Annotated in this window: 22 protein-coding genes and 1 tRNA gene; 11 read left to right on the forward strand and 12 right to left on the reverse strand. The window is 41.1% G+C overall.

Annotated elements, in window-relative coordinates; genetic code table 11:
- Positions 1-125: 125 nt before the first annotated feature.
- The 3 genes from FWE23_01535 to FWE23_01545 all read left to right on the forward strand — a co-directional run bounded on the left by FWE23_01535 (position 126) and on the right by FWE23_01545 (position 3,260).
- A complete protein-coding gene (locus FWE23_01535) occupies positions 126-2,690 on the forward strand; it encodes a PEGA domain-containing protein (GenBank protein MCL2844124.1) in 2,565 nt (854 codons plus the stop codon).
- Positions 2,691-2,707: 17 nt separating this feature from the next.
- Entirely contained in the window at positions 2,708-3,133 is a 426-nt protein-coding gene (locus FWE23_01540; GenBank protein ID MCL2844125.1) for a hypothetical protein, read from the forward strand.
- Between the two features lie 54 nt (positions 3,134-3,187).
- Positions 3,188-3,260: transfer RNA gene (locus FWE23_01545), tRNA-Phe, on the forward strand.
- 77 nt (positions 3,261-3,337) lie between these two features.
- Here FWE23_01545 and FWE23_01550 read toward each other — a convergent pair.
- The 3 genes from FWE23_01550 to FWE23_01560 all read right to left on the reverse strand — a co-directional run bounded on the left by FWE23_01550 (position 3,338) and on the right by FWE23_01560 (position 8,226).
- Positions 3,338-4,372: an NYN domain-containing protein gene (locus FWE23_01550; protein ID MCL2844126.1), complete on the reverse strand. Its 1,035-nt coding sequence runs from the start codon at positions 4,370-4,372 to the stop codon at positions 3,338-3,340.
- Positions 4,373-4,387: 15 nt separating this feature from the next.
- On the reverse strand, positions 4,388-6,040 hold the full coding sequence (gene pgi, locus FWE23_01555) for a glucose-6-phosphate isomerase (protein ID MCL2844127.1): 1,653 nt from the start codon (positions 6,038-6,040) through the stop codon (positions 4,388-4,390).
- Positions 6,041-6,132: 92 nt separating this feature from the next.
- Positions 6,133-8,226, reverse strand: coding sequence for an ATP-binding protein (locus tag FWE23_01560; GenBank protein ID MCL2844128.1), 2,094 nt, complete (start codon positions 8,224-8,226; stop codon positions 6,133-6,135).
- A 228-nt stretch (positions 8,227-8,454) separates the two neighbouring features.
- Between FWE23_01560 and murJ the strand changes: the two genes are divergently transcribed.
- A complete protein-coding gene (gene murJ, locus FWE23_01565) occupies positions 8,455-10,011 on the forward strand; it encodes a murein biosynthesis integral membrane protein MurJ (protein MCL2844129.1) in 1,557 nt (518 codons plus the stop codon).
- A 42-nt stretch (positions 10,012-10,053) separates the two neighbouring features.
- On the opposite strand, the gene FWE23_01570 is transcribed toward murJ, so the two are convergent.
- Positions 10,054-10,371, reverse strand: coding sequence for a helix-turn-helix transcriptional regulator (locus tag FWE23_01570; protein MCL2844130.1), 318 nt, complete (start codon positions 10,369-10,371; stop codon positions 10,054-10,056).
- Positions 10,372-10,654: 283 nt separating this feature from the next.
- Here FWE23_01570 and FWE23_01575 point away from each other — a divergent pair, with 283 nt between their 5' ends.
- Genes FWE23_01575 through FWE23_01585 form a run of 3 tightly spaced genes read left to right on the forward strand, consistent with a single transcriptional unit; the run spans position 10,655 to position 12,673 of the window.
- Positions 10,655-11,170, forward strand: coding sequence for a 3-isopropylmalate dehydratase small subunit (locus FWE23_01575; protein ID MCL2844131.1), 516 nt, complete (start codon positions 10,655-10,657; stop codon positions 11,168-11,170).
- On the forward strand, positions 11,145-11,867 hold the full coding sequence (locus FWE23_01580; protein MCL2844132.1) for an SDR family oxidoreductase: 723 nt from the start codon (positions 11,145-11,147) through the stop codon (positions 11,865-11,867). The genes FWE23_01575 and FWE23_01580 overlap by 26 nt, the downstream gene beginning before the upstream one ends.
- Entirely contained in the window at positions 11,864-12,673 is an 810-nt protein-coding gene (locus FWE23_01585; protein ID MCL2844133.1) for an RNA methyltransferase, read from the forward strand. The genes FWE23_01580 and FWE23_01585 overlap by 4 nt, the downstream gene beginning before the upstream one ends.
- Before the next feature lie 10 nt (positions 12,674-12,683).
- Here the strand turns inward: FWE23_01585 and FWE23_01590 are convergent, their stop codons facing one another.
- The 6 genes from FWE23_01590 to FWE23_01615 form a co-directional block, all read right to left on the reverse strand.
- Positions 12,684-13,094: a polymer-forming cytoskeletal protein gene (locus FWE23_01590; GenBank protein MCL2844134.1), complete on the reverse strand. Its 411-nt coding sequence runs from the start codon at positions 13,092-13,094 to the stop codon at positions 12,684-12,686.
- Between the two features lie 27 nt (positions 13,095-13,121).
- Positions 13,122-13,898, reverse strand: coding sequence for a M23 family metallopeptidase (locus FWE23_01595; GenBank protein ID MCL2844135.1), 777 nt, complete (start codon positions 13,896-13,898; stop codon positions 13,122-13,124).
- Between the two features lie 3 nt (positions 13,899-13,901).
- On the reverse strand, positions 13,902-14,813 hold the full coding sequence (locus tag FWE23_01600) for a ParB/RepB/Spo0J family partition protein (GenBank protein MCL2844136.1): 912 nt from the start codon (positions 14,811-14,813) through the stop codon (positions 13,902-13,904).
- Complete coding sequence (locus FWE23_01605) at positions 14,810-15,619, reverse strand: AAA family ATPase (GenBank protein ID MCL2844137.1); 810 nt, start codon at positions 15,617-15,619, stop codon at positions 14,810-14,812. Before FWE23_01605 ends, FWE23_01600 begins: the two co-directional genes overlap by 4 nt.
- A gap of 36 nt (positions 15,620-15,655) precedes the next feature.
- Positions 15,656-17,590, reverse strand: a complete 1,935-nt coding sequence (gene mnmG / locus FWE23_01610) for a tRNA uridine-5-carboxymethylaminomethyl(34) synthesis enzyme MnmG (GenBank protein MCL2844138.1) — start codon at positions 17,588-17,590, stop codon at positions 15,656-15,658.
- A 249-nt stretch (positions 17,591-17,839) separates the two neighbouring features.
- Positions 17,840-18,040, reverse strand: a complete 201-nt coding sequence (locus FWE23_01615; GenBank protein ID MCL2844139.1) for a hypothetical protein — start codon at positions 18,038-18,040, stop codon at positions 17,840-17,842.
- Between the two features lie 225 nt (positions 18,041-18,265).
- Here FWE23_01615 and FWE23_01620 point away from each other — a divergent pair, with 225 nt between their 5' ends.
- The 4 genes from FWE23_01620 to FWE23_01635 all read left to right on the forward strand — a co-directional run bounded on the left by FWE23_01620 (position 18,266) and on the right by FWE23_01635 (position 23,115).
- Positions 18,266-20,623 carry an SLBB domain-containing protein gene (locus FWE23_01620; protein ID MCL2844140.1) on the forward strand — a complete coding sequence of 786 codons (2,358 nt, stop codon included), beginning with the start codon at positions 18,266-18,268 and terminating at the stop codon, positions 20,621-20,623.
- Positions 20,624-20,644: 21 nt separating this feature from the next.
- On the forward strand, positions 20,645-21,577 hold the full coding sequence (locus tag FWE23_01625) for a methionyl aminopeptidase (GenBank protein ID MCL2844141.1): 933 nt from the start codon (positions 20,645-20,647) through the stop codon (positions 21,575-21,577).
- 94 nt (positions 21,578-21,671) lie between these two features.
- The gene (locus FWE23_01630) at positions 21,672-21,974 is read left to right on the forward strand and encodes a glycine cleavage system protein H (protein ID MCL2844142.1); all 303 of its coding nucleotides are present in this window, start codon (positions 21,672-21,674) and stop codon (positions 21,972-21,974) included.
- A 4-nt stretch (positions 21,975-21,978) separates the two neighbouring features.
- Positions 21,979-23,115, forward strand: coding sequence for a cysteine desulfurase (locus FWE23_01635; GenBank protein MCL2844143.1), 1,137 nt, complete (start codon positions 21,979-21,981; stop codon positions 23,113-23,115).
- Positions 23,116-23,118: 3 nt separating this feature from the next.
- On the opposite strand, the gene FWE23_01640 is transcribed toward FWE23_01635, so the two are convergent.
- Positions 23,119-23,604, reverse strand: a complete 486-nt coding sequence (locus FWE23_01640; protein ID MCL2844144.1) for a hypothetical protein — start codon at positions 23,602-23,604, stop codon at positions 23,119-23,121.
- A complete protein-coding gene (locus FWE23_01645; GenBank protein MCL2844145.1) occupies positions 23,588-25,150 on the reverse strand; it encodes an undecaprenyl/decaprenyl-phosphate alpha-N-acetylglucosaminyl 1-phosphate transferase in 1,563 nt (520 codons plus the stop codon). The genes FWE23_01640 and FWE23_01645 overlap by 17 nt, the downstream gene beginning before the upstream one ends.

Consider the following 25,150-nt stretch of genomic DNA (forward strand, 5'->3'; position numbering starts at 1 on the left):
AAAAAACAATTTTTTTATTGCTTTTAGCGTTGGTTTTTTTTTATATTTAATATAGATTAAAATTAAAAAGGGTTATCTAAGGAGGGGTTATCAATATTTCAATATCTCAAACAGGCGTATTTCAGGTGCTTCTTCCCGAACTTGTCGGCGATGAACTGCTTGATTCTGTCGCGTTGGAAGTAAAAGTTAAAGCGCTTTCTTCATCAGGCAAACATTTCGTTGCGATCGACTTATCGCCGCTCGACTATATTTACTCGGATTCCATAAATAAGTTTATCGGAATGAATCGCTTACTTCTATCAAGCAACGGGCGGCTTGTTCTTGTTGCGCCTCACGATAAAGTTTTTGAAATTTTAACACGGGCAGGCGTTGCCAAACAAATAAAAATAGTTCGTTCTCCCGACGAATTGCACGCGCTTTCGGATTACCTTTTGGAAGCAAATCCCGGACTGAGAGCAGGAACACAGCAAAAAACCGAGCCGCAAAAGGAAGAAATCGCGCCATCCGTTGTCGAAAAAGAAATAGACGACTTCTCGGATTTGAGGCAAATTCTTTCGGACACGCTGACAATAGGCGAAGATTTACCCAAGCAAAGCAACACTTTACAAACTCCAAGCCCCAAGCCGACATCTGATATTGTGCCGGAAAGCGAGGCTTTTGATACCGAATTTGAAACAGAGCCCGATACAGAGGTTGCACCAATTCCAAGTTTTGAGACAGGACTTGAATTAGAACTCGAACAAGCTATCGACGAAGAACCAACAGCAAAAACCACCCCTGAACCGACTGCAAGCGCGATTTTTGAAGAAACTTTCGATGATTTATTTATTGAAGAACCGACCGCCCCCAAACCAAGCGAAACAGATTTTGAACTCGCAGACGAAATGGTTGCGGAAAAAATCGAACAAGATATAGAGCCAATAGATGAAATTTCCATAGAAATGCCCGACATAGACATAGAAATACCTGTAGAAGCGCCGAAAGCCGCCCCTGTCGTCGAGCAGGAAATCGTGATTGAAGAACCTAAAACAACACCTGCACCAATACCGACGTCGGAGCCAATACAAGAAATAGACTTAGACTTAGGCTTGGACATTGAAATTCCGCAACCCGAACCGAAAAAACAGCCAAGCAACGTCGCACCGACACCGCCTCCACCACCGCCGCCTGCGCCGAAACCACAGCTGACAACGTCGCCGCTACCTGCAGAAATAGCATTGAAAGCTGTTCCCGCACCAAAACCGAGCGCATTTGACGATGACGACGATTTTGAATACGAGGAAAAACGTAAAAAAGGAAGCGGTCTTAAAGTTGTTCTTGTGCTTATTTTGTTGCTGATAATTGTTGCATTGGGCATTTTGGGCGGAGTGCTTACAGGACGCATAAATTTATCCGACGAGTTGCTGAATAAAATAGGTTTGCAAAGATACGACGCACAAGTACAGCAAGTTTTACCGAATGAAAATATCGAAATAATAACCGAAACAGAAATTGTACCTACAGAAATTCCCGTTGCGCCTGCTCCTGAACCTGAGCCAACACCTGACCCCGTTCCTGTCTTTGCACCGACACCGCCGCCCGCACCTGCACCCGCGGCAAGACCTGCAACGCCTGCGGCTCCCGCAAGACAGCAAGCACAACCGCAAAGACAACAAGCGCAAAACTCAATACGAATTACCACACAACCTGCAGGCGCGCAAATTTTCATAAACGACAACTTTTCAGGCAGGACGCCTCATACAGTTGCTGTAAGAGACTTTCCTCGCGGCAACGTTGTTATTCGCGCAAGATTAGACGGCTACAGAGAACACGAATGGCGTATTAACAATAACGGCGGCGCCCTGCAAGATTTAACCGTGAGCTTGCAAAGACGAGCGGGACAGCAAACACAACAACAGCCGACGCCGCAACCACAGCAACAAGCTACTCCGCAAGCACAGCAAAATCAACAACAACAGCGACAAGCGGAACAAGAACGTTTGGCAAGAGAAGTAGCGGAACGCGACAGATTAGCGCGTGAACAAATGGCAAGAGACCAAGCCGTACGCGACCAAGCGGAAAGAGATCGTCTTGCACGCGAGCAAACCGCGAGAGACCAACAGGAGCGAGACAGATTGGCTCGGGAGCAAGCAGAACGCGATAGATTAGCTCGGGAACAACAAGCAAGAGAACAGGCAGCCCGCGACCAAGCAGAGAGAGACAGATTAACGCGTGAACAAGCGGCAAGAGACCAAGCTGAGCGCGACAGACTGGCTCGCGAACAAGCGGCGAGAGACCAAGCGGAAAGAGAACGTTTGGCACGTGAGCAAGCCGTAAGAGACCAACAGGCAAGAGAAGAAGCCGCACGCCTTCAAGCAGAACGCGACAGAGTAGCTCGGGAACAGGCGGAACGCGACAGATTGGCGCGCGAGCAAGCGGAACGTGAGCGTTTAGCGCGTGAACAGGCAGAGCGCGAACGTTTGGAGGCAGAACGCTTGGCGGCGCAAGAAGCAACGATTTTCTTCAATTCTCAGCCGTCCAACGCCGAAATTTTCCATAACGGAGTTTCTGTCGGCAGAACAGGCGTCGCTCCCATAACTGTCAGACCGGGCGAGCATACTTTTGAGTTCAGAAGAGACGATTTAACGGGAACTTGGACAGGTCGATTGCGCGAAGGCAGAAACCCTGCGCAAATGATACGTCTTCAATAAAAAGGAGTTATTGCACCGTGGAAAACGCAGGAATGGATGACTATTGCAAAGGGCTTATCTCGGCTCGCTTGATTGATACAAAGCGAGACACGAGATACACCCTTAAAGCATACGAATTTGTCTATATGATATTCAGTATCCTTGAAAAAATCAATATTAAGCAGGAAGGCGACTTCTCGGCGCGGCAAATAGTAGAAATAGCGACAACAACAGCCGCTACAATCTACGGTTCCCTCGCCGAATTTGTTTTGTCGGATATGGGAATTAAGTCAGCAAGCGACATTGAAGCGATTATTTCTAACTTTTCCGACCTCAATATTTTCTCAAGAATTGACATCTGCGAAAGCGCCGTATTTGCAAAATTATCCGAAAAACCGCTTTTCGCAAATATAAAACCAAAACCTATAAATATGGAAAATCTAAAAATTTTTGAAGATACTTGACTTTTGTCGTTGCGAAAAATTATATTCCTCTCGCATTTAGTTAAAAAAATGTTTGCCACCTTAGCTCAGTTGGTAGAGCAAAGGACTGAAAATCCTTGTGTCTACGGTTCGATCCCGTGAGGTGGCACCTCCTTTCTAAAATAAAAAAATCGGGGCATAAAACTGTCCCGATTTTTTTATTTGAAACAGATTTTAATCCGAAAATTACGCGATATTTCCGTTTGGTTCAACCGGTTTAACGTCTTTGGCTACGTATTTACCGTCGTTGAACGTTTCCAAGAACTCTATAGTATCGCCTACCTGCAACTGCGAAAAATCGCAACCTATAACGCTTGAGCAATGGAAAAACGCGTCCTGCGGCTCATTGTTAATAAAGCCGAAACTATCCTTAACCGCTTTAATTGTGCTCACTTTTAAGGACGGCTCAAATGTTGCAGACGTAAGCGGTTCCGCAATACTCGGGCGCGATGCGCTTGCATTTTCCTGTCCGCCGACAAAACTTGTCGGAGTTTGCGGCTTTGCGTCAGCAAAAGCGCCCTTTATATGCTCGGCATTTTCGCGGGTTGCCGTGAAAAGTCCGTTTATTATAGGGTCGTTTCTTTTTATGCGGTTGTCGATTATTTCGTGCATTGCGACAGGGTATGCCGCTTCTTCCAAAAGCGCTTGCGAAGTCCGCGTTATGCTGTTTTTGCCTGCAGAGTTAACGTATTCAAAATCCCACGACAAAACCATTACCCGAATGCCCAAAGCGTTTAATTTGCGTACAAGCGGCACATAATCGCCGTCTGATGCAATGATTACCAATATGTCAAATCTCTTGTAAAACGCCAATTCAAACGCCTCCAGAGCGAGCAAAACGTCTATGCCTTTTTCGTGCTTACTGCCGTCCTGCTCAATTCTTACGGGAAGATAATGCGTCGTAATCCCTTCGGCGTGCAACATATCGTCGAAAAGTCGCTCATAATAGAGAATTTCACTGCCATTTTCGGCGTTTCTGCTTTCAAAAGCGTTCACTCTGCCTCTGAAATAATGCGCATCCACAATATGACACAAATGGTCATCCGTATCGCACAAAAATGCCGCGTGGCTGCGAAGAAATCTGTGAAGTCCCGCAACACTCAAACGTGATTTTCTTTCGTGCGAATATTTATAATAATTACTTACGTGCAAAAAGTAGTTTCCGTCATAAAATACGCCGATCTTTGTAAGTCCGCGTCCGCCCATTGTTTTTACCATCATTTTTAACAACCTCCTTTATTTCCAAGTTTTCCACAAGTTAATCAGCCCATTAGTAGAACCATCGTGTGTATTAATTTTTTCGCTACCGTTTAATTCGGGCAATATTTTATTTGCCAATTGTTTACCGAGTTCCACGCCCCATTGGTCAAAACTGAAAATATTGAAAACTATTCCCTGAACAAAGATTTTATGCTCGTAAATCGCTATCAGTTTTCCGAGGGTTTTCGGCGTTATTTTTTTGAGCAGAATTGAATTTGTCGGAATATCGCCGTCGAAAACCTTGAAAGGCACTAATTTTTCATATTCGGCTGGTGTTTTGCCCGCTTTTTCAAATTCTTCGATAACCTGTTCTTTTGTTTTTCCGAATGCCATTGCCTCTGTTTGTGCAAAAAAGTTCGACAAAAGTTTTACGTGATGGTCGCCTGTGGGATTTTGGCTTATTGCCGGCGCTATAAAATCGCTCGGAATAAGTTTTGTTCCTTGGTGAATTAACTGATAAAACGCGTGCTGACCGTTTGTTCCCGGCTCGCCCCAAATAATCGGACCTGTTTCGTAATCGACTTTTTTGCCGTCTCTATCACACTTTTTGCCGTTGCTTTCCATATTTCCTTGCTGAAAATACGCCGCAAATCTGTGCAAATATTGATCGTAGGGCAAAATCGCTTCGCTTTGCGCGTTCAGGAAATTGTTGTACCAAATTCCTATCATTGCCAAAATTACGGGGATATTGTCTTTTAAGTCCGCCGATAAAAAGTGTTGGTCGGTTTCGTATGCTCCTTCAAGCAATTTTTCAAAGTTTTCATAGCCTATTGTAAGCGCTATCGAAAGTCCTATTGCAGACCAAAGCGAGTAGCGTCCTCCCACCCAATCCCAAAATTCAAACATATTTTTTGTGTCTATTCCGAAAGCTGAAACCGCTTTTTCGTTAGTGGAGAGCGCGGCAAAATGTTTTGCTATCTGAGCTTCGTCTTTTGAATTTTTCAAAAACCAGTCGCGCGCGGTGTTGGCGTTTGTCATTGTTTCTTGGGTTGTAAATGTTTTGGAAGCAATCAAAAAGAGTGTTGTTTCGGCATTGCACTTTTTCAGCGTTTCTACGATGTGCGTTCCGTCCACGTTCGACACAAAATACGAGTTTATCCCATCCACCCAATACGGTTTCAGCGCTTCGCTAACCATTACGGGACCCAAATCACTGCCGCCGATACCGATATTTACAATAGTGTCAATCGGTTTTCCTGTGTAGCCGAGCCATTTTTTGCTGTGTATTTCGCCGCAAAACGCTTTCATTTGCGCGAGAACTTTTCTCACATCGGGCATTACGTCTTTTCCGTCGGTAAACACTGCGTTTTGCCCTCTGTTTCGCAGGGCTGTGTGCAAAACCGCGCGATTTTCGGTAATGTTGATTTTTTCGCCGCAAAACATTGCTTTTGCCGCCCCGTGAACATCGCACGTTCCGGCAAGCGAAATAAGGTCATTAAAGATTTCGTCTGTAATAAGATTTTTCGAAAAATCGACAAATAAATCGTCGCCAAACATTCGAGAAAACTTTTCAAATCGATTTTTGTCGTCAGCAAACAATTTTTTTAGATTTTTGCCTTCGCCACTTAATGCTCTTTTGCCCAAAGAGCTCCATTCACTTGTTGTACTAGGGTTTACATTTTTTAACATAAATTCACCTATCCTAATCCATTAAAGTTAATATAATTAGTGCGTATCCGCCAGTAAAATAATATATATCAACACAAAATGGTATAATTTTTTTACTTAGGTCGGTTTTCTTTGACGATTTCTTTTAATTGTTCCAAAAACAGCGGCGTTTGCTCGTTTATTTTTTTGATATTGTTTTCATAGCCTGCTTCTTCAAGTTCGGCGGCAACAGCAGAAAGATCGCTACGCTCTATATTGTTAAAGGCGCTTTTCATTGAATGAGTGTGTACAATAAAGTTTTTCATCGCTTTATCGTCTATTTCGGATGAGTCGCAAAACAATTCCAATGCCGAAATAGACCTTTGAGCGTCCCTTAAAAAGGCGTTCATTATTTTATCTTTTATATTGGAATTTTCTTCGGTTTTTTCGACATCGCCGTCATTTTCCAGCGACATTTGCAGATTTGCTTTTTCGAGAACGTCTTTGGGTTGTTTGTCTCGTATAAACTTGTTCAAAAACGCATCAAGCCTTAATAAGTCGATCGGCTTTGACAAGTATTCCGTAAAACCGTTGCTTAAAAGCATTTCTACGACCCCCGCAAAAACGTTTGCCGTCAAAGCTATTATCGGTTGTTCGTAGCCAAGTTCACGTATTATTTTTGTGGCTTCAATTCCGTCCATTTCGGGCATTTTGTGGTCCATAAATATAATGTCGTAAACATTGCCGTCTTTGACTTTCCGGACAGCCGCTTCTCCGCAATTTACGGTATCCGTGTCTATTCTGTAAGGCATTAAAAAATCTTTTATTACTTCAATGTTCGATTCTACGTCATCGACTACCAAAACTCGTCCATACGGCATAAATTCGCGTTTAATTTTATTAACCATTCTTAAAGAGTTTTGCAAATTTTCAAGATTTTGCAGGTTTTCTATGTTTTTCTTGCCAAAAACATCCGTTCCTTGAGGGATTTGCGGTATATAAACAGAAAACGTACTGCCGACGCCGAGCTCGCTTTTTACTTCTATGCGACCGCCCACAATATTAACCAACTGCCAAACGATGTTCATTCCCAAGCCCGTGCCTTTAATGCTTTTTGCTTCGTCTGTTTTATATCTGTTATACTCTTCAAATAAAGCCTCCACCTCTTCTTCCGTCATACCTTGACCTGTATCCTGCACGGTAAAAATCAACATAATATCGTCGAAAGAAAAGTCGTCATAATCTTTTTGCTCAATACCTACAGACAACCGAATTTCACCGCTATCCGTATATTTAATCGCATTAGAAAGCAGGTTATTCAAAATTTGCTTAATGCTGACTTCGTCGCCAAGCAAACGAAGCGGCAGTTGTTCATCCAATTCCAACTTGAATTCGATATTTTTGTCGCCGATACATACAAGATGCAACTGCAATGTATCCACTATAATGCTTGTCAATTCGTAGGCATTGAAAGCTGTAGCCTTTTTTCCCGATTCTATCTTACCCAAATCAAGAATATCGTTAATAATTGCAAGCAACAAGGACGACGAATTATGAATACGCAAAAATGCTTTTTCGATTTCGGGAGAGTGATTTTTTTGCAGTTGGGTCTCGGTAATACCTAAAACAGAGTTCAGCGGCGTGCGGATTTCGTGGCTCATTCTTTCCAAAAAGCGGGTTTTTGCGTGGTTTGCGTCCGTTGCAATCTGACTTGACGCTACAGCTTCCTGCTCTTTCTTTTGGGCGGAAAATATATTACGCAAATCTGTTGTTGTAGCAAGAACTTTTAAACCTTCGCTGTCTTCAAATCTCAACAAAAAAATCTCTGTGGGAATAAGATTTCCGTTAAGGTCTTGGTGCAACCATTCAAATTGGGCACTACCTGTAGAAAACGCTTTTTTAACGAGAGCAACGGCTTTTTCAATGGAAGACGTTCCACAAGGCTGACATTGAGGCGAAAGTTCGGCAAATCTGTCCAAATATTCCTGCTGATTTTTAAGCCCGAACATTTTTACCGCCTGTTGGCTTGTTTGCACCAATCTGATGTCGGAAGTCCATACATTTATAATGTAAGGAGAGTTTTCTATAAAAGATTTTATAAAGCTGTTTTCCATTTGTTCTTTTTTTACTTTTCTTTGCGCGTCTTTCAACAAAAGAAACAACAACGCACCGATAAGCGCCAAAATTACCACTGAGGCAAAAAGTATATGTGTATATTGTATTAACATAAATATTCGTCCACCCCGTTATTATATAGTTGAGGCATCAAGTGTTTAGAGGTTTTTTGGTGTGTTTCTTGCATTTCTTTCCTGTCCTTTTCTTTGTTATTTTGTAATAACCCCACAAAAGACAATATACTAAATTTTTTTTATATTTGTCAAGTTGTTTTTGTGTATTTTACTTAATTCATCTAATTTTTACATTTTTTTATATTTGCAATATAGTATTTTTGCGCTATGAAAACAAAGCAACAAACAACTTTTTCGGCGATTTTGACCGTATTTTCATCCAATGCACTGAGCAAATTATTGGGATTTTTGCTTGTCGTTGTTTTTGCGGCGAAAGTCGGAACATCGAGCGAGGGCGACGCTTATACATTCGCATTTATTCTGCCCGATTTGGTAAATTCGATTTTGGCGGGAAGCGCGCTTTCTATCGCATTTATCCCGATTTTTCAAGGTTTGGCAAATAATCCCGAAAAGCAAAGTCGGTTTTTCTCTAATGTTTTTACTGTAGGAACACTGATTTTTGCCGTTGTTTTAACTGTCTGCTTTTTTGCCGCGCCGTTTTTAGTCAGCGTTCTTGCAGGTGATACTATAACTAACAACCCGCACATTTTTGATTTAACCGTTCGGCTCACGCGGATTGTGTTGCCCGCTCAGCTGTTTTTCTTTTGGGGAACGATTTTTATCGGTATTCAGCAAGCAAACAAAAACTACAAATTCGCCGCGCTCGCACCAATAATTTACAATACGTCAATCGTCGTTTTCGGGCTTGTATTCTTCCGATTTATTGGAATTGCGGGGTTTTCGTGGGGAGTATTTTTCGGCGCATTTGTCGGACACGCGGTCTTACAGTTTTTCGGAGCAAAGCGTTTTTCCGTAAAATATTCACCCGTAATCGACCTGCGCGACAAAGATTTCAGACAATGGTTCTTAAACACTCTTCCGCTGATGCTTGGGCTCGGAATAACATTTTCAAACGAATTCACTTTCCGCTTTTTCGGCTCGCGGATAGACGACGGACAAGGCGCAATAGTAGCCCTAAACTACGCCTACCGAATAATGATGATAGTGGTAGGACTTTTCGCAAGTTCAATAGCCGCGCCGATTTTCCCGTTCTTGTCCGAAAAAGCAAACGAAAAAAAATACGACGAAATGGAGAAAATACTAATCCCGATTTTCGTGAAAACCGCGGCAATAATAATAATAATCTCAGCGGCAATTTACCCGATTTCGGGCAATATTATCTCTATACTGTTCGGACGCGGCGCATTTGACGAGCAGTCGGTCGCGCTTACTTCAAGGGCGCTTATCGGTTATCTTCCGGGGATATTCTTTTTGTCGGCGGCAATCATTTTACAACGGCTTTTCTATGCCGCAAAAGACACCAAAACACCGCTTATAATCTCAACAATTTCGCTTGTTTTGTCCCTGCCGTTCTACAAAATTTTGAGCGAGATGTGGGGAATTACGGGTATTTCGGCGGCAACAAGCATTTTTTCGATTATTGCCACGTTCTTGATTGTTTGGAGATGGTATGTATTTTATCCGCAATCAAAATTGCTTTCTGCGCTTAAGCCTATTCTTCTTGCCGTCGTAATTGGCGGGATTGTTATCGGCACGCAGTTTTTTGTTATGCACCTTATCGGTGGTTTTTCTTTGCCGAGAATTTTGCAGGTTTTCTTTGTATCAACCCCTGCGGTAATCTTGGCGATGGTATTGCTTAATGCTTTCGGCATTTTGAAAATCACGGATTTGGTCGGGAAACTTGCGAAAAAACTAAAACGATAATATAAAATTTGATTTAACAACTGCTGTATCGATTGGGATTGCTTATTTCCGCCGTGCGTTCACAAATTCTTTTCGTTGCTCGGCTCGCTGTAGCAGTTCTGACTTCAATTCGTTAAATTCGTTTACCACCTCGTTGAGCGACAAAGGTTTTTTGTCAAACAGCTCGACAAACCCGTGTTCATAACCGAGAGCAAAGGCAATTTTCAATAACGATTTCAGCGATATTTCGCCTTTCCTTTCAAATCTTTTTAGCGACCCCAAAGATACGCGTGATATTTCGGCAAGTTTTTGTTGCGACAGTTTTTGTTCCTTACGACGCTGTCTTACACGCTGAGCTATTCCCATTTTAACAGCTAACATATTCACTATTTCCTTTATTTTTAAGATTTTTCAGCTAATATATTATCTGCACCTCGAATTTGTCAAGAGGAGAAAAGAGAAAGATAATTTTTGTGGTTTTTCTGTACATAACTGTTTATATTTTAATAGCCAATATATTATCTGTTTTGCTTTTTTACGATATTTTTAAGATAATATATTGGCTATACGCCGAATTTGTTGAGAAAAAGAAGAAATATATGACCGATTACCGTCGCCCATATAGTATTTTACCCGCAAAATTAACAATTTGAAAGGATTTTATATGAAAAACTTCGGCGGACAAGTTTTGTTTTTGGACAGAAGCGACATTAACACGGACGAAATAATTCCCGCAAAATACCTGACGGAAGTGGCAAAAGAAGCACTTAAACCGTATTTGCTCGAAGATTTAAAACTCGCGGGCTTCGACCCAAAAGGCGAGCCGCTTAAACTTGCAAAGGTTGTAGTTTCAAGAGCAAATTTCGGTTGCGGAAGTTCTCGCGAACACGCTCCTTGGGCATTTGAAGTAAACGATATTTATGTAGTAATCGCCGAAAACTTTGCACGTATTTTCCGTCAAAATATGTTCAACGGCGGAATGCTCGCCATAGAATTGCCGAAAACCGAAATCGACAAAATTTTTGCATTGTCGAATGAAACGGTTGAATGCGTCGTCGATATGGAAAATCACAAACTAACATTCAACGGAAAACTTGTTATTCCATTCGGTTTGAGCAAATTCGACGAAGCATTGGTAAAAGCAGGCGGTTGGGTTGAGTTCGCAGACGAGAAATATTGAGAAAAACAAAACCGTCCTCATCACAGGAGCAAGCGGAAAAATCGGTCTGAAATTAGTAAAAATCTTTTCGGATTTGGGCTTTGATGTTATTGCGCATTATAATACGAACGAGGACATTTCTGTAAGGGCAGGTTTAAAACCTGTCCCTACGTTTACAAACCGCATTACCGCAATCAAAGCAAACTTCCCTGCACAACTGCCTGAAATATACGAAATTATAGACAAACACAAAGAAAATCTTTGCTGTTTGGTTAATTGCGCGGCGATTTTTGAAAAAGGAAATCTTAAAGATACCGACAACTTACAAAAAACAATGCAAATAAATGGTTTTACCCCGTTAATTTTAAGTCAAAAATATGCTGAAATTGTAAAAAAGGGAAATATAATAAACATTCTCGACGGCAATATTTACAGGTTTAATGAAAACTATCAAAATTATCGCGTTTCAAAGCGTTTTTTAGAAGAAACGACCAAAGAGTCGGCTTTGATTTTTGCGCCCCAAATTCGCGTAAATGCGGTCGCTTTCGGAATGCTTGAAGAAAAAGCAAATCCGTCTAACACGGTTGCAAAAAACAAAGAAGTACTGAAAAACGAAATTTCGGATAAAAATATTTCGCGGTCAATAGAATTTTTACTCTTCTGCGAAAACCTAACGGGGCAAATAATTTATCTCGACAACGGAGTGCATTTGGTATGAAAGATGAACTTCCGATAAAATACTATCAAGACCTTTTAACAAGCAAAGGACGAAAAGAACATTCGGTGTTTATTGTTGAGGGCGTTCGACAAGTTGAACAATTTGTAAATTCAAACAAAATGAAAATTCTGGAAATTTTAACCGTAGGGGCAGACCCCTGTGTCTGCCCATTGAATGCCGCCGATTTTGGGCAGACACAGGGGTCTGCCCCTACGAGAACAACGAAAATTCCTGTAAGATATATAAATTCCAATACCTTAGGCAAAATCACCGATAGTAAAACTCCAAATGGGGTTATTGCAGTTGTCGAAATTCCGAAAGCACAAAAAATCGACCTAACTACCATTTTCGGCAAGGTCTTAATGCTGGAAAACATTCAAGATCCGGGGAATGTCGGCACGCTTATTCGAAGTGCGGCGGCTTTCGGGTTTTCAACAGTAATATTAAGTCAAGGTTGCGCAGATGTTTATTCGCCGAAAGTTGTTCGTTCCACGGGCGGCGCGCTTTGCAATTTGGATATAATTTCTTCGGCGGATATTTTTGACAGCATAAATGTCCTCAAAAAGCAAAAATATCGGTTGGTAGTTGCGGATTTGGACGGAACAAACGAAAATTTGCCCGAAAGGGAAGATGAAAAAATCATCTTCGCGCTCGGAAATGAAGGAAACGGTGTTTCCGATAAATTAAAATCACTGGCTGACTTTGTTTTTACAGTTCCGTTTGACAACTCGGCAATAGAATCGCTTAACGTTTCTACTGCCGCGGCTGTCGGAATGTATCTCTTGCGAAAAAAAGATTTGAACTAAATAAAATATCTTATTTTTTGTCCGAATTTTCGCCGGGCGGCGGCAATTGATTTGCACCTGCCTGTTGCCCTTGTGTACCCTGTTGTCCCTGCACCATAGACGATTGCCCGTGGAATACAGCGCCTTTTTTAATAACCAATTCTTTTGCAGTAATGTTTCCGCGAACTTCCGAGTGTTCTTCCAATTCTATCTGGTCTTTGCAAGTGATATTCCCGTGAACTTTGCCGCCAACCTGTGCGGATTTTGCAATAATATCCGCAACCACAACCCCATCACGACCAATTGTAATTGAATCGTTCGTTTGAATTTCGCCGTTAAACTTTCCGTAAATTTGGACTGTATGCGGCGTTTTGATTTTTCCCTCGAAAGACGCTCCCGCCCCAAGCAGAGTGATGCTTCCGCTACCCTTTTCCATACCCATAATAAATTATCTCCTTTCCGATTTTTTTCATAAAAATAATGTTTTCGGGTCTATTTGTTGCCCATTTCTTAATACTTCGTAATGCAAATGGTATCCTCTTGTTGCTCTTCCTGTGTTTCCGACAAGAGCTATAGTTTGCCCTTGAACAACTGTTTGCCCTACCGAAACCAATATTTTTTCGCAGTGAGCATAGAGCGTTTCATAGCCATAACTATGCGTTATCATAACGACGTGCCCCATATCAAGGTCAAAAAACACCTGACTTACCACACCGTCCGCAGTTGCTCGAACAGGTGTTCCGCGCGGCGCGGCAAAGTCAATAGCCTTGTGCGGAATGGTGGGGTCAAACCCTCTGCTTATTATCCCCGTAACAGGGCGGATTTTCGGAATGCTTCTGAATTGCTGTTGTGCATCGATAAATTCTTGCGACACAACAAGCGCCGTATCTCTCAAAAAGTCGTCTATTGTAGGAGGCGTTCCGTTTCTGCCTTCAATATTCGAAACCATTCTGAAGTATTCCAAATAGCGATTTATCCGCACAATATTGAGTTTAAGCGAATCTATTTGTTGCGAATGCAAAATAAGCGAATCGGTTTTAACTCGCATATCGTGATAATCTGTTAAACGTTGAAAAACAAACGACCAGCTAGCCGCCAATATTGCCGCCGAAATAAGTATAAAAATAACAGCCGTCTTAATAAGAAAAACCAAAAAGCCGTTTATTTTAATCATTTTAGGAGCATCTGTCGTTCTTTCTCGAACTATAATTATTCCCTTAACTCTGTTTTTATTTTCTATACCCATATACTATTCTCCGTTCTCTTTGCTCAAAAAAGCAATTATTTTTTCAAACTCTTCAACATTTTTAAATTCTATCTCAAGTTTTCCTTTTTCGGTATCTTTTTCTATAACTTTTAAGTCAAATCCGCCACGCTTTTTAATATCCGACAAAATTGACGAGTATCGATTAGTCAAAGCGTTTTCTGTTTTTGCTGAGCTTTGTGATGAATTTTCAGCAAGTTTTTCGGCGGAATTTCCTTTTTCAAGCATTTGCGACACTTTTTTTTCTATTTCTCTGACCGAAAGCGTCTTTTTTATGACTTCTTGCGCAAGTTCAAGCTGTAAAATCGGGTTTTCAACTGTTATAAGCGCCTTCGCGTGTCCTGTTGAAATTTGCTGATTGCGAAGCATTTGCTGAATTACTTCCGGAAGCTTAAGAAGACGCAAGGTGTTTGTTATCGACGCCCTGCTTTTTCCAAGCCGCTCAGACAACTCCTGATGAGAATAGTTGCAATCATCAATCAATTTTTGGTAAGAAAGCGCGGTTTCAATTTCGTTAAGGTTTTCGCGCTGGATATTTTCTACCAAGGCGAGCTCAAGCATTTGTTTGTCGTCAATATCATCTCTGATTATTACGGGCGCATCAACTTCTCCAAGCGATTTTAATGCTCTGAAGCGCCTCTCCCCCGAAACAATCTGGTATTTTTGTTCCGAAATTTTTCGCACAACTATCGGCTGTAAAAGTCCCTGTTCTTTTATGCTTTTTGCAAGTTCTTCTATTTGCTCAACATTAAAATCTATTCTGGGCTGAAACGGGTTTGGCGAAATTGCCGAAATAGAAACCGTGCTTTGCGCACTACTGCCACTGTCGGCAAGTTGTCCTTCTATTTCGCCGTATAATTGACTTAAACCTTTTCCAAGCGCTTTTCTGCCACTCATTTTTTACCGCCTTTTCCACCATTATTTTTAATGATTTCTTTTGCCAATTCCATATATGCAGTAGAACCAGTGGACATAATATCGTATTTTATAATAGGTTTTCCGTGCGACGGCGCTTCCGAAAGCTTTACGTTTCTCGGCACAACGCACTCGTAAACCTTGTCGCCGAAAAAGGTCTTTACTTCGTCGGCAACTTGCTTTGACAAATTAAGACGATTGTCGTACATTGTGAGCAAAACGCCTTCTACTTCAAGATTTTTGTTAAGATTTTTCTGCACTTTTCTTATAGTATTAAGCAATTCCGTAAGCCCTTCCAAAGCATAATATTCGCATTGAATGGGAATTAAAATCGAATCGGAAGCCGTCAAAATATTCACCACGATTGTACTGAGCGCAGGAGGAGAGTCTATAATAACGTAGTCGTATTGTTCCGTTGGCGGAAGTTTTCTCAACTCGTCCAAATGTGTACTCAAAATTCTTTCACGAGCTATTTTTGAAGCCCACTCCAAATCTATTCCCGCCAAGTCGATACTCGCTGGAAGAACGTCAAGATACTCAAAGTGTTCCGATGAAATTATTGCATCTGTGATTTTCAGGTCATCATTTTCGCTTGCTGAAAGCACATCATAAATCGAAACTTCCACGCCGTCTTTGTCAATGCCAATTCCACTGGTTGCGTTTCTTTGAGCGTCCATATCCAAAAGAAGCGTTCTTTTTTCGGCGCCCGCAAGACAAGCCGCCAAATTGACCGCTGTTGTTGTTTTTCCGACACCACCTTTTTGATTAAGTACGCAAATAACTTTCACTTTTTTCTCCAAACTAAAATTGTTCCACGTGGAACATTATTCTTCAAGATTTTCGTTTTTCTTAGATAAATATACTATTATTACAAACACATCTGCGGGAGTTATACCCGAAATTCTTAAACTTTGTCCGATTGTTTGCGGTCTGTGTCTGTTCAGCTTTTCACGCGACTCAGCGGAAAGTCCTGCTATCTCGTTAAAATTCAGCGTGTTAGGGATTTTTGTGTCTTCATAACGCAAAGTTTTTTCAATTGCTTCTTTTTGTTTTAGGACAAAGCCTTCGTATAAAATGTCGGATTGCGCCGCTAAGCATACCTCTTCGTCGTAATCCGAAACGTCAAGATTGCTGTTAGACACGATGTCCGAGAGCTCGATGTTCGGACGTTTTAACAGTTTGTCAGCGCGGGTATTTTCTTTAATTGGAAGAAATTTGTTGGTCGTTTCGGCTTCGCTCAACGACCGAGTTTCCGTCTCACTCCGGTGGCTGAGCGGAGCCGAAGCCCCCGCCGCATTCCACTTATCCGCCGAAACGAGTGTGTTGCGGATTTTTTCTTTTAGCTCTTCTTTTTTCTCCCACGATTTTTGGCGCCCTTCAAATGTTTCGCGTGAAACAAGTCCAAGCTCAAATGCTATCGGCATTATGCGTTCGTCGCAGTTGTCTTGTCGCAAAATCAGTCGATACTCCGCGCGCGCGGTAAACATTCGGTATGGCTCGTGCGTTCCTTTGGAAACCAAGTCGTCAATCAAAACGCCGATATATGCTTCGTCTCGTCGCAAAACGAAAGGCGATTTTTCGGACGTTTTTAGGGCGGCGTTTATTCCTGCGATAATTCCTTGCCCCGCCGCTTCTTCGTATCCCGACGTTCCGTTTATCTGTCCTGCAAAATATAAATTCGGGATTATTTTTGATTCGAGCGACAATGTCAGTTGCGTTGGGTCGAAATAATCGTACTCTATTTCGTACGCGGGCTTAATTATTTTTGCCGCCGAAAAGCCCTGCAAACTTTGCAGCATTTTTATTTGAACATCGACGGGAAGCGAAGTCGAAAATCCGTTTATGTAAATTTCGCGCCTGTTTAATCCTTCGGGCTCCACAAAAAGCAAATGTCCGTCCCGCTCTCCGAAGCGCATAATTTTATCGTCGATTGACGGGCAATATCTCGGACCTGCCCCCGTTATCGCTTTCGTTGTTCCGTAAATTGGGGATTGGTCTATGTTGTCCAAAATTATTTTGTGCGTTTCGTGATTGGTTTTTATCGTGTAGCAAACCGCCGAATTGTTGAGCGGAAAATCTGTGCTGAACGAAAAAGGCTTCGGATTTTCGTCGCCCTTTTGAATTTCGAGCTGTGAAAAATCTATGGTATCTTTGTCAATTCTTGCGGACGTTCCTGTTTTTAGCCGCGCCGATTTTACGCCTAATTTTTTTATGCTTGCGCTCAATTTTGTAGAAGCCAATTCGCCGAGACGTCCGCAAGAAATTTTGTTTTCTGCGATGTGCGCGACACCGTTTAAAAAAGTTCCCGCCGTAATAATTACCGCCTTGGATTTTATTTTAATTCCGCATTCGGTTATGACCCCGCAAGCGCCGTTTTCGTTTGTTAAAATTTCGCCGACCATATCTTGCAGAATTGTAATGTTCGATGTGTGTTCCAAATGTTCGCGAATAAATTGTCTGTATAAAAATCTGTCCGTTTGACAACGCGGTCCCCAAACTGCCGCGCCTTTGCTTTTGTTGAGCATTCTGAATTGTATTCCTGCGTGGTCTGCGGCGCGCGCCATAACTCCGCCGAGCGCGTCAATTTCGCGAACGATGTTTCCTTTCGCCACTCCCCCGATTGCAGGGTTGCAAGACATTTCTCCGATAAATTCGATGTTGCCCGTGATGAGTAAAACACGGCTGTTTAATCTTGCCGCCGCTGACGCCGCTTCCGCTCCCGCGTGTCCCGCGCCGATAACTATGATGTCAAATTCCATTGTTTGTTCCTTATATTATAATTGTTCCACGTGGAACAATTTTATTGCCGTTGTTTTTTTATGTAAAGAAAATACTATTTGTACGCGCTATGGTGGGTATCTACGGTTTTAATAAATTGAACTTTTGTAGGGGTAGTCCCCTTAAGACGGGGAAGAAGAATATGGCAGTTTTATGCGAGTGGATTTTTTTCGTAATCTTCAAGCAATTTCAACATTTCTTCCGTAGTTTTGAATTTATCATAGTTTGTGTCAATTACAATTTTCATACTTGTTGCGCCAATTTCTGTTAATTTCTTTTGCAAAAACATCTACTTCATTTTGCGGCACACTGTATCCCGAAGTTAATTCTATATAACGAAAATAATCAACTAATTCCTGCACTCGTTCTATATTTCTGGAAATTACAGGCATACGAATAATAAATTCGGTCGCATTTCTTTCTATTACCATAACAGAAACTCCTTTTTTATATAATCATAAGAAAATACCTTTTTGCCAATGGAAAATGCAAGTTTTTATTGTTTTTTTCGTTGGTTTTTTGCAAACCATAATAATCCCGCAATTTGGAAAAACAATAAATTTTATACGGAATAACAAAACTTAACACCCTTAACACCCGCGGCGAAACGTATTTTTATCTGTAAAAATTTAATAATTATTCCAAAAGGAGTTATTTTGAGAAACAAAATTATTGTCGCTTTGTTTTTTGTAATCTTGTTGACTGCGCAGCAGTTGACTGCGCAGCAGTTGACTGCGCAGCAGTTGGACAGTTTAAGATTATTGGCTACTGCCAACCAAGCCACTGTGCTCGACGACGATACCCACAGATTTGACCAAATGCTCAGAGAACAGCGACGAGAAGAAAGATTGCTGGATAGTTTGACGATGAGACATTTAGGTTTTGACACGGACAGTCTTGAGACTTTAGGTCTTGAGATTATTTCTGCTACACTTGATACCTTGTTGCTTCTTTATGACGAATCTGAAATAGAGTTTTTGACAAGAGAAAGATTAGACCAAACAACTTTGAATAATTCTTCGCTCAGACCTTTCGGACGTGATTTTTTCCGTATTGCCAATGAACGTTTTCTTACTCTGAATATGGGACCCGTAAATGCCGATTATATTTTGGGAGTAGGCGATGAAATTGTTATTCAAATTTGGGGCGAAGTTCAATCGACAGAAAGACATACCATCGACAGAAACGGAACAATAAACGCAACAGGTATCGGACAGGTAGTTTTGGCTGGACGAAATCTCAGAGAAGCAAGACAAATGCTTCTGCAAAGATATTCGAGAATTTATTCGGGTGTGCGAAACGGCGCTCCTAACGCAACAACTTTTATTGAAATAACCACGGGAACACTTCGTCAAAAAAGTGTTATTGTTGTGGGTGAAGTAGGAAGACCGGGAAATCATCTTATCCCATCGACCGCAGGAGTAATACACGCCATAGCTCGAGCGGGCGGACCTACCAATAACGCTTCTCTCAGAAACGTTGTTATTCGCAGACGCGGCGCGGCGGGTGAAGATGCCGTCGATACTGTGGATTTGTATAATTTTTTCCTGAACGGAATAATTACCGATACCATAACGCTTGCCGACTTCGACGTAATTTTGCTTAATCCCATCGAAAAATATGTACACATAACAGGCGCAGTTCGTCGTCCCGGTCGCTATGAACTTCGGGAAGGTGAAACTTTTGCAGACCTCGTAAGATTTGCGGGCGGATTTTTGCCTGAAGCACACACGCAAAATATATCGATAGAACGAACAACCGTCGGACAGCAAAGACAAAATTATGTCTTAAGCGAAGAAGAGCTGAGCAGGTCTATCCCGAAAAGCAATGATTTTCTCACCATTGACTTTGTTGACAGGGTCAATAATACGGTAAGCATTGAAGGTGCGGTAGAAAGACCCGGCGTTTGGGGATTTTCCGAGGGTATGAGAATTAGCGATTTATTGAATTTATCAGGTGGAGTGCTTGAAGATTTTTTCGGCGAAAGAATAATTTTAATCAGAACCGATGAAAATTTTGAAAAGCAAATTTTAGCGGTCAATATGGAAAACGTCTTAAACGGAAGAAGTGATATACCTCTGCAAAAATGGGATGTTGTACGTGTATTCTCTATTTGGGATTTACAATTTCATCAATACGTAGATATTTTTGGTATGGTTGAAAGACCGGGCAGATACTTTTTACGGGCAGGTATGACTATTCAGGATATTTTGCTTTTGGCAGGCGGATTTACAAAAGGTGCATTTCGCGAAAACGTAGAGATTTCGCGAATAATATCGCAAAACCAACACGAAGGAAACAGAACTTCGCCCACTCGAGTAAATATTTCTGCAGGATTTTTTACACACAACACGCACGAACTGCAACATCAGGACGTTATTTTTGTTCGTCAGGATGTCAGAGTGCAGGACCAGGAGATAATTTATTTAGGCGGTGAATTTCTTTTCCCGGGGCATTATGCAAAAATTTCCAGAGACGAAACTTTGGTACAGTTAATAAGAAGAGCAGGCGGTTTCAGAGAAAGCGCGTATCTCGAAGGAACAACTTTCACAAGGTCAAAAAACAATATAGGACAAGTCGCCGTTGACTTTGAAAGGTGGTTTGGAAACAACCGAAGAGTAAGACAAGATGTTAGTATTGTTCTTGAACACGGCGACAGTATTATTGCCGTAACAAATCCCAAAACCGTTGTTATCGGCGGAAGTGTAAACAGTCCAACGGCAGTCCGATTTGTAGAAGGACAGTCGGTAAGACATTACATTAACCGAGCGGGAGGCTTAACACTTGCAGGTCAAAGAGGGAGTATTTACGCCATAAGAGCAAACGGAGAAGTGCGCGAAGTGCGAAGAATGAGAGACAGAAACATTATAAATTCGGGAACACACCTTTTTGCGGTTGACGGACCTCCTCCGCGCGAAAGACAACCGCAGTTGGTTATAGCGGCTCTTTCGACATTGACAACAACTTTGCTGACGGCAACAACAATATTTATTATGCTTGATAACAGAGATTAAAAAAGCAGGAAAGCAAAACTAATGACAGGAAGAAACGACCCTTGCCCTTGCGGAAGCCAAAGAAAATTTAAGCATTGCTGCATAAACAAGCCGCAAGCGCCGACAAATGCAAATGCAGGGCAGGGAAAGCAAAAAAAAGGCAGAAATATAATTTTAAAAACTGCCGAACAAATCGAAGGAATGCGCATTGCCGGCAAGTTTAACGGTGAGCTTATGGACTATATCCGTACTTTTATAAGGGCTGGAATTTCCACAGGCGAAATAGACCGTCTTGTTTACAAATATACTGTAGAACACGGGCACATTCCCGCAACGCTGAATTACAACAAATATCCGAAATCCTGCTGTATTTCTCGAAACAGCATTGTCTGCCACGGTATTCCCAACGACAAAGAATATCTGCTCGACGGCGACATTGTAAATTTAGACATTACAACAAACGTCGGCGGCTATTTCGGCGACCAAAACGAAACCTTTCTTATAGGAAACGTAAGTGATAAGGCAAAAAACCTCGTAATGGCGTCATACGAAGGAGCAATCGCGGCAATGAAAGGTATCGCTCCCGGACTTCCCTTGTCGATTATAGGCGACATTATAGAGCCCATAGTAAACAAGCGCGGATGTTCGGTAGTTCGCGATTACACAGGGCACGGAATAGGTATGGACTTTCACGAAGACCCCGTAGTTATGCACAACAGAAACACGGAAAGCAGCGACATAATCTTGCAACCGGGAATGACTTTTACCATCGAACCGATGATAAACGCAGGCAACAGCAAAATCTTCACCGACAAAAAAGACGGCTGGACAGTTCGCACCGCCGACGGCTCACTTTCCGCGCAATTTGAGCATACTGTTCTGATAACGGATTTCGGCGCGGATATTTTAACGCTAACCCCAAGTCAAAAAGAATTGGGCGTAATTTTTGATTTGCCTAAGGAGATAATGGGGTAAAAAACGAATGGGTAGGGGCAGGTTTCAAACCTGCCCGTACAAATACGCCTGCGCACATTTAATAAGACATAAAAACAAAAAAGGAGATAAAAAAATGAGTGGAATTAACGAAAATTTTTGGACAAAAATCGACGGAAACACAGCAACCGTAGGAATTACCAACCAAGCGCAAAGCATACTCGGAGAAATAACTTACGTTCAACTCCCCGAAATCGGCAAATCGGTAAAAAAAGAAGAAGAAGTCGGTGTAGTCGAGTCGCTTAAAGCAATTTCTCCGCTTATTTCTCCGATAGACGGCGAAATCTGCGAAGTAAACGCTGTTTTGGAGAAAAAGCCCGAACTCATAAATGAAAGTCCGCTCGACTTGGGTTGGATTTGGAAAATGAAAATCGCTTGATATTATGATTTACCTTGATTTTGCCGCCACAACCAAACCAAGTCCGGAAGCGCTGAATATTTTCAACGAAGTAAATGAAAAATTCTGGGCAAATCCCGATTCAATGCACGATTTCGGAATAAAAGCCGAAGCGGTTTTAACACACGCAAGAAAAAATATTCTCGAAAGTTTTAATGCAGAAGACGAATACAATTTAATTTTTACGTCTTCGGCAACCGAAAGCAATAATTTGGTGCTCAAAAATTTTGCAAACTTACAAAAACAAATTATCTCGTCAAATATAGAGCACGCATCTGTTCTTGAGCCCTTACTTTTTCTGCAACAAAAACAGAAACTTAATGTAGAATTTTTACCTGTAAATCAATACGGTGTCATTTCTCTTGAAGATTTTGAAAAAAAAATAGGGCAGACGACCGTCGCCTCAATTATGCACGTAAACAACGAAATCGGCTCAGTTAACGATGTTTTTGAGATGGCGAAAATCATCAAACGAAAAAATAAACAAACTCTCTTTCACAGCGATTTTTCACAAAGCGTCGGAAAACTTCCCGTTTCATTAAAAAACAGCAATATTGATTTTGTTTCGTTTTCGGGACATAAAATAGAATGCGTCAAGGGTATCGGCGCGCTGATTTTCAAAAAAAACATTACAATAAACCCGCAACTCCACGGCGGAAATCAAGAATTCGGTTTTCGTGCTTCAACATCGAATACCGCGGCGGCGGCGGCACTTGCAAAATCAGTAAAAATCGCCGTAAAACTGCAAAAAGAACGATATGAAAAAGTGCAAAAACTGCAAAAAATTCTACTCGATAATCTTTCGCAAATCCCTGCAATTCAAATAAATACGCCTGCAAACGAGGAAAAACCGTTCGCGTCATCGCCGTTTATAGTAAATTTCAGTGTGCCCAAGCAAAAATCCGAAACTATCCTTCGCGCGCTATCTCTTAAGGAAATTTATATATCAACGGTTTCTGCCTGCTCGGCAAAAAAAGCAAAAGAAAGTTATGTGGTAAAAGCGCTGTTCAACGACAAACATCGCGCCGCTTCAAGTATGCGGGTAAGTTTATCGGCAGAGACAACAGAAACCGAAATTTTGACTTTTATTGAAGAATTAAAAAAAATTCTTGATAATTTGTAATCTTTACAGCGCACCCGCAGTAATAATCAAAACTATCAAAAGCAAAACCGGAGAAATTAGTTTCAACATTAAAAGCATACCTAAATAATACTGATTGTCTTGCGCAATTTCGTTGTGAAGTACAGCTTTTTTTATTTTGTAGTAAATACTGTCTTCGGCAAAAGGAACGCGCAGAATATCGTCGGTAAATTCAACGTATCTGTTTAGTTTTTCCACGTGCTTTGAGTTGTCTATAATCAAAAATGCGGGTGTTTTGCGCGCTTTTTGAAAGAGTTTCATAATCTGATTGGGAAATTCGGGCAACAGCTCTATATCCGCTATAAAAAGCGGCGGTTTGTAGTAAATAATCTTCTCTGCCGCGTCTTCAAAAGTCGAAACAAGGTCAGGCGCATATCCGTGCGAACTTAAAATCATACAAAGGTCGTTTTCTATTTCTTTTGTTTTTGAAAGAATTACGGTTTTTCTTCGGTCTTTAACTTTTTGAAGCATTATTTTCGCCCTCCTCATCTATTACGGAACTGCTTTCTCTGCTTGCACTTGTTGTATTTTCACTTATGTTCCCGAAATACGAAATTTTCTCAATATTATGAACCAACATCGTAATGTCGCAGGGATGTTCAACAGAATAAACATTTTTCTCGTTTTGGAGAATGTGAATATATTTTTCAAGATTTTCGCGAGTGGATATAAAAAATACCGCCGTATTAAAAAATTCGCGAATTTCGTAAATTTTACTTATATCACGCTCAATAAAGTCATCGCATTCGTTGTAAATAACGAAACTTTCGATATTTTTCTTCTTATATTCTTCCCCTATTGTGTCAAATTTTTCAACAAAGTAATTTTCGCCAACAGCCGAAATAATCGACCCTTCAAAATATCTGTTATTTGTGAAAATCATTATATATTTTTCGGAAACAAAGCCCTTTTTCAGATGAAATATTTTCTTTCCGTAGTTAAGATAATCTATTATTTTCAGAACTACAAAAACCGAATAAAACAAAACTATAATTTTAAGGATTTTGCTTTCCAAAAGCGTTAAAGCCACACTGCACAAGGCAAATAAAATCGCGAGCGTAGTAAGGAAAAACAGCACTCTTTCGTGGCTGTATCCCTTATTTACAAGGCGATGGTGCATGTGGCGATTATCGGGCATCATTGTCATTTTAATTTTGTCTATAATCCGCTTGTTTTCAGCCTGTCCGGAAGCGTATCTTCTTATTATTGAAATAAAAACTTCGACTACGGGAATTGCAACTATATAAAACAACGATAATGTCTCGACGCCCTCATTTGCGAGCATTCCCACTTTTACCGACAAAATTGCGGCGATAGAGCCAAAAAAGAGCGAACCCGTATCCCCCGCAAAAATCGTAGCAGGCGAATAATTGTATTTAAGAAACGCTAAAATCATAGCCATTATGGGGATTGTAATTATCATATATTTAATACTGTCGCCTCCCACAAGGAGAAAAATCACGGTCGCAAATATTAAACTTATAAGCGTTAAACTGCCCATAAGTCCGTCTATTCCGTCTATAATATTAAACGCATTCATTACGCCGACTATCCAAAAAACAGTCAAAATAGGTCCGAAAATTCCTAAATTATGTATTTGTCCCAAGAAGTTAAAATCGCTTATATAAAGATTAAAACCAAAGACCACAACAAGCGCAATAACAAACTGAACAGCCAATTTTTGCAAGGCGCTTACTTCAAAAAATGTTGTATCATCCAAAAATCCTATGACAAAAATTCCGACCGCCGCAATAATTATGGAAAGTCCGACAGGGTCGCTAAACCAAAACGAAACAACCGAGCTTTTAGCAATTAAAAGCATTATTATAGTCATAAAAAACCCGATTAAAATGCAAAATCCGCCAATTCTTGGAATATTTATGCTGTGAACTTTTCTTTTATCGGGACGGTCAATAAAAAAACGCGTTAATCCCGAACTGCTTATAAGATAAACAGAAACAAAAGAAAAGAAGAAAAACAAAATTGCCGACGGAAGTACGCCCATAAAAACATCCAT

It is taken from the genome of Chitinivibrionia bacterium (genome assembly GCA_009779925.1).
Classification (GTDB): Bacteria; Fibrobacterota; Chitinivibrionia; order Chitinivibrionales; family Chitinivibrionaceae; genus WRFX01.

Excerpts from the sequence above, each read along its gene's own strand:
- FWE23_01550 (MCL2844126.1), bottom strand. The coding sequence starts at position 4,372 with ATGATGGTAAAAACAATGGGCGGACGCGGACTTACAAAGATCGGCGTA.
- pgi (MCL2844127.1), bottom strand. The coding sequence starts at position 6,040 with ATGTTAAAAAATGTAAACCCTAGTACAACAAGTGAATGGAGCTCTTTG.
- FWE23_01560 (MCL2844128.1), bottom strand. The coding sequence starts at position 8,226 with ATGTTAATACAATATACACATATACTTTTTGCCTCAGTGGTAATTTTG.
- murJ (MCL2844129.1), top strand. The coding sequence starts at position 8,455 with ATGAAAACAAAGCAACAAACAACTTTTTCGGCGATTTTGACCGTATTT.
- FWE23_01570 (MCL2844130.1), bottom strand. The coding sequence starts at position 10,371 with ATGTTAGCTGTTAAAATGGGAATAGCTCAGCGTGTAAGACAGCGTCGT.
- FWE23_01575 (MCL2844131.1), top strand. The coding sequence starts at position 10,655 with ATGAAAAACTTCGGCGGACAAGTTTTGTTTTTGGACAGAAGCGACATT.
- FWE23_01585 (MCL2844133.1), top strand. The coding sequence starts at position 11,864 with ATGAAAGATGAACTTCCGATAAAATACTATCAAGACCTTTTAACAAGC.
- FWE23_01590 (MCL2844134.1), bottom strand. The coding sequence starts at position 13,094 with ATGGGTATGGAAAAGGGTAGCGGAAGCATCACTCTGCTTGGGGCGGGA.
- FWE23_01595 (MCL2844135.1), bottom strand. The coding sequence starts at position 13,898 with ATGGGTATAGAAAATAAAAACAGAGTTAAGGGAATAATTATAGTTCGA.
- FWE23_01600 (MCL2844136.1), bottom strand. The coding sequence starts at position 14,813 with ATGAGTGGCAGAAAAGCGCTTGGAAAAGGTTTAAGTCAATTATACGGC.
- mnmG (MCL2844138.1), bottom strand. The coding sequence starts at position 17,590 with ATGGAATTTGACATCATAGTTATCGGCGCGGGACACGCGGGAGCGGAA.
- FWE23_01615 (MCL2844139.1), bottom strand. The coding sequence starts at position 18,040 with ATGGTAATAGAAAGAAATGCGACCGAATTTATTATTCGTATGCCTGTA.
- FWE23_01625 (MCL2844141.1), top strand. The coding sequence starts at position 20,645 with ATGACAGGAAGAAACGACCCTTGCCCTTGCGGAAGCCAAAGAAAATTT.
- FWE23_01630 (MCL2844142.1), top strand. The coding sequence starts at position 21,672 with ATGAGTGGAATTAACGAAAATTTTTGGACAAAAATCGACGGAAACACA.
- FWE23_01635 (MCL2844143.1), top strand. The coding sequence starts at position 21,979 with ATGATTTACCTTGATTTTGCCGCCACAACCAAACCAAGTCCGGAAGCG.
- FWE23_01640 (MCL2844144.1), bottom strand. The coding sequence starts at position 23,604 with ATGCTTCAAAAAGTTAAAGACCGAAGAAAAACCGTAATTCTTTCAAAA.
- FWE23_01645 (MCL2844145.1), bottom strand. The coding sequence starts at position 25,150 with ATGGATGTTTTTATGGGCGTACTTCCGTCGGCAATTTTGTTTTTCTTC.